This is a genomic window from Empedobacter sedimenti, from assembly GCF_030005555.1.
Lineage (GTDB): Bacteria > Bacteroidota > Bacteroidia > Flavobacteriales > Weeksellaceae > Empedobacter > Empedobacter sedimenti.
The window spans coordinates 154,010-163,026 of the sequence record NZ_JASCQG010000007.1 but is presented as its reverse complement, the minus strand read 5'-3'; the positions used below and the strand labels follow the sequence as shown (position 1 = coordinate 163,026).

The window sequence follows — 9,017 nt, the reverse complement described above, 5'->3', positions numbered from 1 at the left end:
AAATTGCTCTGTTTCATAATTATCCCTAAGTTAATAAACTATATTTTTAAACGGTCCGGTTTTTAGGGAAGATTACAGAAATACTAAATAATCGTGATTTATATGAACAATATCTTTCTAATTTAAAATATTTAAAGATAGATAATGTCAATCTTATCTTATTTAACTTAGCCCTAACTGAAAATTATTATGATGATTTCACTAATTATAAAGTTTTATTTGAAATTTTATTCAAAAATAAATATGATGAATACTTAAAGTATAGTAATCTATACCTTCTTAAATTAATAGAAAACAATGAACTCGAAGAACTAAAAAAAGTTTCTGTAAATCAATTAAAAAAAATAGAGATACCAGATTATTCTAGCTCAAATACTTTACTTTATTATGCAATTGTAAAGCAAAAGCCCGAAATTGTAAAATACCTTGTATCTATCGGATATGACAAACAAAAAATAAGTTCTACAAATTTATCAGCAGAAGATCTTGTAAATTATACTTGTTTCAACTCAAAGAAAGCTGAACTTTTAAAAGCTTTGAATAATAATTAAATAGTTCTTAAATACAATAAAAGCGATGTTTTACATCGCTTTTAAACTATATATTTTTGAATAAATTCTTAACGGAATTTAGAAAAATCTCTTGGACGTTTTTCTAAGAAAGCATTACGACCTTCTACAGCTTCTTCTGTACCATATGCAAAACGTGTTGTTTCTCCAGCAAAAATTTGTTGTCCAACTAAACCATCGTCCACTAAATTGAATGCATATTTCAACATTTTAATTGCTGTTGGCGATTTTGTTAGAATTTCTTGAGCCCAATCAAATGCTACTTGTTCTAACTCGTCATGCGGAACAACTAAATTCACCATTCCCATATCGTAAGCCTCTTGTGCAGAGTAATTCAATCCTAAGAAAAAGATTTCTCGCGCACGTTTCTGACCAACTTGTTTCGCCAAATAAGCCGAACCATAACCACCATCAAAAGAAGCTACATCAGCATCCGTTTGTTTAAAAATTGCGTGCTCTTTAGAAGCCAATGTCATATCACAAACCACGTGCAAAGAATGTCCTCCTCCTACTGCCCAACCGTTTACCACAGCTACAACAACCTTAGTAGAAAAACGTATCAAACGCTGAACTTCTAAAATATTCAAACGTCCAACACCATCTTGTCCTTCATAACCTTTTGCACCACGAACGCGTTGATCTCCTCCAGAGCAGAAAGCCCAACCACCGTCTTTTGCAGAAGGTCCTTCTCCTGTCAATAAAATTACTCCAACTTCACGGTCTTCTTCTGCTAATTGAAAAGCATCTAATAATTCGAAAACAGTTTTTGGACGAAATGCATTACGAACTTCAGGACGATTAAACGCAATACGCATAACTCCATCACATTTCTTAAACGTGATATCTTCGTACTCCTTTACCGTTTGCCAATTGATTGTTGCCATTATATTTTGTTTTTTGATTAAAAATTTAACTTTCCGAAATTAAGGCTTTTCTTACAATAATTCTTATTTTAGTCGAATCAAAATTAAATCTTACCTACTATGAAAAAAATTTTATTAAGCCTAACTTTATGTTTAGGTGTCACTTACAGTTTTGCTCAAATCAATAAAGGAAAAATTGGCGCATTAGTAAAAGGTGCAAAAGCTTTTACAGTTTCTGATGATGAATTAAAAACTTATACAAAGGAGTCTGTAGACTGGATGGATGCAAACAATCCTGTTTGTCAACTTAATGACAAAGATAAAACGAAACGTGCTTACGCAGAGCGTTTAGAGAAAATTATTGCTCCAGTAAAAGGATACGATGGATTAGATATCAATTACAAAGTTTATTGGGTAAGTGATATTAATGCCTTTGCAACATATGACGGAAGTGTGCGTGTTTTTGCTGGATTAATGGATTTGATGACGGATGATGAAATTTTAGGCGTTATTGGTCACGAAATTGGTCACGTAAAATTAGGACACACGAAAAAAGCATACAAACAAGCTTTGATCACCTCATCATTAGCTGATTATGCAGGATCTACAAATGGTTCTTTAGCTACATTATCAAACTCTCAAGTTGGTGAAATTGCAACACAATTAACTTCTGCACAATTTTCTCAAGGTCAAGAATCTGGATCTGATGACTATGCTTACAAATTTATGGTTGATTTAGGAAAAGATCCTGCTGCACTAGCTTCTGCATTCAAAAAATTAGGAAGTTTATCGGATGGAAAAGCTTCAACTGCCCAAAAATTAATGTCAAGTCATCCAGATAGTGCGAAACGTGCTAAAAAAGTAGAAGAAAAAATAATTAGTCTAGTTTAATAACTAAAAAAAGCAACTCCATTACAGAGTTGCTTTTTTATTGAAAAATATTTAAAAGAATTGTTTTATTTAAAATCAGCGTCAGTAACATTTTTGTTAAATTCTACTGTATCGATAACAATTTTGATAGATTGAGGTCCTGTTTCAGTAACCATTTCAGATGGTAACAATATTCCATCAAAAGTTTTATATCCTTTGTTGATCGTCGTCGCAACCACTTCTCCTTGGGGAGTTTTCATTTTTTGCTCAAATTTCATTAACAAACCAGTTTTTACATCGTAATAATCTGTACGAGAAATATCAGCTGCTACAACTTTGTAATAGTCAACTCCGTTTTCAGAAATGATTCCTTCAACTTTAGCTGTTTTATATCCTTCTGATAAAGGTGTAAACAAAGAATTCGTTTTCTTTAAAGGTGCAGTCACTTCAGCTGGTAAATCCATTTTTTGACCCATATTATAGAATCCTTTCTCACCATCAAAAGATTGTGTAACATTCATTCCACCTAAGCTCATAACTGTAACAGACTTATTTGGAGCTAAATCCTTTTTTGTATAAGTTCCTGACATACCCATCATTTCAATTTTTCCTTTTTGAACAATCGATTTTACAGCTTTCACTTTGTCAGCCCCACCAATCGCTTTGAAATAATTATCGGTGATTTGTGCTACTGTTACATTAGTCGTTTTTGCTCCAGAAACTGGTTTATCTGTTTTATTACCATAAGCATCATAATAAGTAACTGGATAACCTAATTTTTCTAATGAAGGAGCTATATCCTCTAATTTACCTGTAACATTAATTTTTGCTTGGTCTGGACGGAAATATTTTTTCGAAACTCGTAATACATCATCAATTGTTACAGCATTAATATTTTTGATATAATCTGCATAGAAATTATCAGATAACTGATTCGTTTTCTTTGTTAACGCTTGGTTTGCAACTGTTGTTGGACTTTCTAGTGTTAAAATAAAGTTTCCTAAGAATTTCGCTTTTACATCGTCCAACATTTTTTGGTCGATCTTATTTAGCGTCATTCCTTTGATCTCTTTCATCGTTTCTACAACAGCAGAATCTGTTACATTATTACGAACTGTTGCATTCGTAGAAAAACGACCAATATAACGAGAGTCAGAAACACCTCCACGTGCACCGTATGTCCACCCATGCGCTTCGCGTAAGTTCATATTTAACTTCGAATTGAAATCTCCTCCTAAAATTGAAGATGCAATTAAAGCAGCATAATAATCAGGATCTTTTTTTGTCAAGTTAACAGGATAAGCTACAGAAACAACAGATTGTACTGCATTTGGCATATTAATCGCGTTTAACTCTGTTTTAGTAACTTCAGTAACTTTTGGAAAAGCTGGAATATTTAATTTACCAGTTTGCCAATTATTGAAACTTTTTTCTGCTAAAGCCTTTACATCTTTTGTAGCAATATCACCAACAACAATCAAATAAGCGTTGTTTGGTTTATAATATGCGTTATAATAATCTTTTACATCTTGTAATGTGATTTTCTCGATTTGCGCTGGTGTATCAAACTCAGAAAAAGGATTATCTTTTCCGTAAGTTAAGATACTAGAAACGCGTGAAGCTGCTCCTTCTACAGATTTTTCGTTTGATTTTAAACCTTCGATATAACGTTTTTTAACATCTGCAAATTCGCTTTCAGTAAAGTTAGGATTCATTGCTCCATCAGCCATGTAACCAAAAATTTCGTTAAAATATTTAGTTAATGAACTTGCAGAAGCTCCTTCTTCCCAAAAGTTTACACGAGCACCTAAAAATTCGATACGTTTGTTAAAATCATCTTTAGATTTAGTTGTCGTCCCAGTTCCCAACATTTGGCTTAATAAAGATTCTGCTCCTTTTTTAGCACCTAAAGCGAAAGGTGGGTTATCTATTGTTAACGTAGCTGAAACGCGAGGTAATTTATGGTTTTCTACTACGATTACTGTCAATCCATTTTTTAATTTGAATTCGTTTGGTTTTCCTAAATTAACTGTAGGCGCTGGTCCTTGTTTTGGCATAGGAATTTTAACTTGTGCATTTAAGCTAACCGCCATAAATGCTATTGCAAGAGATAATATCTTCGTTTTCATAATTTAGTCGTTTTATTTAGCTTTTTTAGATTCTGGTAAATAATTAATAATTACACGTTGGTTTTTGTTAAGATACTTTTTAGCAACGTTTCTGATATCTTCTCTTGTGATAGATTGATAAATTTTCAATTCGTTGTTAATTAAATTTGTATCTCCACCCAACATATAAGCATCTGCCAAAGCATGCGCTAAATTCTCTACGCCCGATTTTGAGGCTACAAAACTATTTTCAATTCCGTTTAAGACTTTTTGGTAATCTTCTTCCGAAATCAAATCTTTTTGTACCTTTTCTATATCTAATTGTATGTCGTTTTCTAATTTATTTAAAGGAACTTCTCCTTGTGGTAAAATTCCGATTGTATAAATTCCGTAATCTTCCATCTGACGATTAAAAGCAAAAATCTGTAAAGCTTCTTTCTTTTGATCTACATATTTTTTGTACAAAACTGATGATTTCCCTCCAGTTAAGTAATTTGATAACATTTCTAAAGCATAAGCATCTTTCGATTTATTATCAGAAGTACGATAATTAATTGCTAATAATGGGATTTGAATATTAGAATCATATTCTGTTGCACGAACTTCAGTTGTAATAGGATCTTCTTTGATTACCGTTTTAACAACATCTTTTCCACGTGGAATTACTCCAAAATATTTCTCAACTAATTTTTTTGCTTCGTCTTTCTTAAAATCACCTGCAATAACTAATACTGCATTATTTGGCACATAATATGTTTGACTAAAATGTTTGAAATCGTCTAATTTAGCATTACTTAAATCTTCAAAAGATCCAATAACCGACCAACGATAACCACTTTTCTTAAAAATATGAGGATTTACAGCTTCTCCGTAAGAAAATCTACCATAAGGTTGATTATCTAAACGAGAACGTTTTTCTTCTTTTACAACTTCTTTTTGTGTATCTACACCAATTTGATTAATTACAGGTTGGCGTAAACGATCAGATTCCATCCATAATCCTAATTCTAAGTTATTTGATGGAAATGTTTCGTAATAATACGTTCTGTCCGTTGTTGTATTTGCATTATTTGAACCTCCGTGAGATGAAACAATCTTGAACCATTCACCACGTTTAATATTTTCTGTTCCTTCAAACAATAAATGTTCAAAAAAGTGAGCAAATCCAGTTTTTCCTACTTGCTCATCCTTAGATCCTACATGATACATTACACCTGTTGTAATAACTGGAGCAGAATTATCTTGATGAAGGATTACGTGTAATCCGTTTGGTAAAGTATACTCATCAAACTTTATTTGCTGACCAAATAGCGCTGATCCGGCAAATAAGATAGACATAAAAAGTTTCTTCATTTATATTTTTTTAATAGTTAACTATTTTAGTATGTAACATTAGTAGCAGAAAGATAAAAAATGTTACACGAAATTTGTAACATAAATTTAATAAAGTTTAAAAAATTATATGTCTATTGATTAAGTAGAAGTTTCCTTTAAGTTACAGTTTTTTTTGTAAACAATCCAATAGGAAATTCTTTCGTTTTTAATATAGATTTGTGAAAATTGAGAATAAGATGGGTTTTATCGAGTTTTTTGGTTTTGTAGGTGCTTTTTTCATAGGATTAATTATGGGCGTATTAGGAGGCGGAGGTTCTATTCTTGCCGTACCTATCCTTGCTTATATTTTTCATTTTGATGAAAAAATAGCTACAGCCTACTCGCTTTGTATCGTTGGTTCAACAGGATTAATTGGAGGAATAAAACAAGCCACAAAAAAAATGGTGGATTGGAAAGTTGTGTACCAATTTGGATTACCAGCTGTTATTGGTATTACAATGGTTCGTGCTTTTTTAATACCAGCTTTACCAAGTAATTTATTTTCAATCGGAGACTTTATTGTAACGCGTAGAATGGCAATGTTCGGATTATTTTCAATTCTAATGATATTTGCTGCAATCTCTATGTTAAAAGGTAAGAAAGAACAAGAAATTGACACACCAAATCAGGGAAATTTCAATCCTGTACTTATTATACAAGGATTTTTAATCGGAGGATTAACAGGAATGGTTGGTGCTGGCGGAGGTTTTCTTATTGTACCTGCACTGATGATGGTTGCAAAATTAGACATGAAAAAAGCTTCTGCTACATCTTTGGTTATCATTGCAATCAACTCTTTAATTGGTTTTTTTATAGGTGATGCTTTGCATATACATATTGACTGGAATTTCTTGAGTATTTTTATCGGAATATCAATGGTCGGAATTTTAGTCGGAACATACATCAATAAATTCTTACCTGTTCAATTCCTAAAGAAAACCTTTGCTATTTTCATCATCTTAATGGCAATCTTCATGTTTATAGAAGAATTTATAATACAATAACTTATGGAAATCAACGAAACTTTTTGGAACAATAAATACAATAACAACGAAACTGGTTGGGATTTAAAATCTCCTTCTACTCCATTAAAAGAATATATTGATCAGATTGAGAATAAAGATATTAAAATCCTAATTCCTGGTTGTGGTAATGCTTACGAAGCTGAATATCTTTTGGAAAAAGGTTTTACAAATATTACATTAATTGATATTTCGGAGGTTGTTGTTGAAGTAATTAAAGAAAAATTTAAGAATAATCCACATATAAGAGTCATTCACCAAGATTTTTTCGAATTTGACGAACAATTTGATTTGATTTTAGAACAAACTTTTTTCTGCGCCTTGGATCCGAAATTGCGTCAGAAATACAGTATCAAAATGAATCAAATATTAGCCAAAGACGGAAAATTAGTTGGCGTTTTGTTTAACCGAGATTTTGGTAATACAGAACCGCCATTTGGTGGCAATAAAACGGAGTATGAAACATATTTCAGAGATTATTTTGATTTTAAGACAATGGAAGATTGTTACAATTCTATTCCACCGCGCGCAGGAAGCGAATTGTTTATAAACTTAAAAAAGGCAGATAAATAACCTATGATTTCATTCATGATTTTTCCGTTAACTATCAATCTTATTTGAGTTTAAATAGACGAAAAGTATCAGAATTCATCCGTTTACGGAAAATTCTAAATTTAATTATTAGTATTTTTACACCCTAAATTCATTTTTATGAAAATCGAACAAATTTACACTGGCTGTTTAGCGCAAGGTGCATATTATATAGAAAGTAATGGCGAAGTTGCAATTATTGATCCTCTTAGAGAGACACAATCTTATGTAGATCAAGCAACTAAAGACAATGCGAAAATCAAATACATTTTCGAAACGCATTTCCATGCAGATTTCGTTTCTGGACATGTAGATTTAGCAGAAAAAACTGGAGCAACAATTGTTTACGGACCAACTGCTGAGCCAAACTTTGACACACATGTAGCAACAGATGGTGAAGTTTTCGCTTTAGGAAATGTCACAATCACTGCTTTACATACACCAGGTCATACAATGGAAAGTACAACTTATCTTTTGAAAGATGAAAACGGTAAAGATGTTGCTATTTTCTCTGGTGATACTTTATTTATTGGTGATGTTGGTCGTCCGGATTTAGCTCAAAAATTAAATTCTGATCTAACACAAGAGATTTTAGCTGGTCATATGTTTGACTCTTTACGCAACAAAATTATGCCTTTGGCTGATGATATTATTGTATATCCAGCGCATGGAGCAGGTTCTGCATGTGGTAAAAACATGAGTAAAGAAACTTTTGATACACTTGGTCACCAAAAAGAAGTCAATTATGCACTTAATCCATCTATGACGAAGGAAGAATTTATCAAAGAATTAACTTCAGGATTAACACCTCCACCATTCTATTTCCCTGAAAATGTCATGATGAATAAAATGGGTGTAGAATCATTAGACGTGATTAAAGAACGTGCTAACAGAGCTTTATCACCTGACGAATTTGTACAAGTTGCTGAAGAAACTGGAGCATTACTTTTAGATGTTCGTGATCCGCAAACTTTTGCAGCAGGATTTATTCCAAATTCAATTAGTATCGGAATCAAAGGTAATTTTGCTCCTTGGGTTGGTACTTTGATTACCGACATTAAACAACCAATTTTATTAATCGCTGAACCAAATACAGAAGACGAAGCTGTAATACGTTTAGCTCGTGTTGGATATGATAATGTTGTTGGTTATTTAAAAAATGGTTTCCAAGCTTGGATTGATGCAGAAAAAGACTTTGACGAAATAGTTTCTGTATCACCAGAAGAATTTGTAGAATTAGTTGATGAAACAGAATTAAAAGTTTTAGATGTTCGTAAACCAGGTGAATACGAAACTTCTCATGTTGAAGGTGCAATTACAGCTCCTTTAGATTTTATCAACGAATCAATGAAATTGATCGATCAAGAAGAAACTTATCTTGTACATTGTGCAGGAGGTTATCGTTCGATGATTTTCACTTCTATTTTACGCGCTCGCGGATTCGAAAATTTAATTGATGTTGCGGGAGGTTTCGGAAAGATAAAAGACGTAGAAGGCGTTAAAATTGTAGAAGGTATTTCACCTTGTCAATTAGGAAATGATTCTTGTTCAACGAAATAAACAATTTATACGAAATAATAACGTTATAGCCTTGAGGATCTCAAGGCTTTTTTTATCTTC

Annotated in this window: 7 protein-coding genes; 4 read left to right on the top strand and 3 right to left on the bottom strand. The window is 32.3% G+C overall.

Going from position 1 to position 9,017, the window contains the following annotated elements; translation table 11 throughout:
• Positions 1–619: 619 nt before the first annotated feature.
• Positions 620–1,453 carry a 1,4-dihydroxy-2-naphthoyl-CoA synthase gene (locus tag QHG34_RS08630; RefSeq protein ID WP_114999699.1) on the bottom strand — a complete coding sequence of 278 codons (834 nt, stop codon included), beginning with the start codon at positions 1,451–1,453 and terminating at the stop codon, positions 620–622.
• A 99-nt stretch (positions 1,454–1,552) separates the two neighbouring features.
• Here QHG34_RS08630 and QHG34_RS08625 point away from each other — a divergent pair, with 99 nt between their 5' ends.
• Entirely contained in the window at positions 1,553–2,323 is a 771-nt protein-coding gene (locus QHG34_RS08625; protein WP_282629775.1) for a M48 family metallopeptidase, read from the top strand.
• A 65-nt stretch (positions 2,324–2,388) separates the two neighbouring features.
• Here the strand turns inward: QHG34_RS08625 and QHG34_RS08620 are convergent, their stop codons facing one another.
• Both QHG34_RS08620 and QHG34_RS08615 read right to left on the bottom strand, forming a co-directional pair.
• Positions 2,389–4,431 (bottom strand): insulinase family protein, encoded by a 2,043-nt coding sequence (locus QHG34_RS08620; protein ID WP_282629774.1) that lies wholly within the window; start codon positions 4,429–4,431, stop codon positions 2,389–2,391.
• A gap of 12 nt (positions 4,432–4,443) precedes the next feature.
• Positions 4,444–5,763 (bottom strand): M16 family metallopeptidase, encoded by a 1,320-nt coding sequence (locus tag QHG34_RS08615; RefSeq protein WP_282629773.1) that lies wholly within the window; start codon positions 5,761–5,763, stop codon positions 4,444–4,446.
• 218 nt (positions 5,764–5,981) lie between these two features.
• Here QHG34_RS08615 and QHG34_RS08610 point away from each other — a divergent pair, with 218 nt between their 5' ends.
• The 3 genes from QHG34_RS08610 to QHG34_RS08600 all read left to right on the top strand — a co-directional run bounded on the left by QHG34_RS08610 (position 5,982) and on the right by QHG34_RS08600 (position 8,957).
• Positions 5,982–6,788 carry a sulfite exporter TauE/SafE family protein gene (locus QHG34_RS08610; protein ID WP_282629772.1) on the top strand — a complete coding sequence of 269 codons (807 nt, stop codon included), beginning with the start codon at positions 5,982–5,984 and terminating at the stop codon, positions 6,786–6,788.
• A 3-nt stretch (positions 6,789–6,791) separates the two neighbouring features.
• The gene (locus QHG34_RS08605; protein ID WP_282629771.1) at positions 6,792–7,379 is read left to right on the top strand and encodes a methyltransferase domain-containing protein; all 588 of its coding nucleotides are present in this window, start codon (positions 6,792–6,794) and stop codon (positions 7,377–7,379) included.
• Between the two features lie 138 nt (positions 7,380–7,517).
• Entirely contained in the window at positions 7,518–8,957 is a 1,440-nt protein-coding gene (locus QHG34_RS08600; RefSeq protein ID WP_282629770.1) for an MBL fold metallo-hydrolase, read from the top strand.
• Positions 8,958–9,017: the final 60 nt, after the last annotated feature.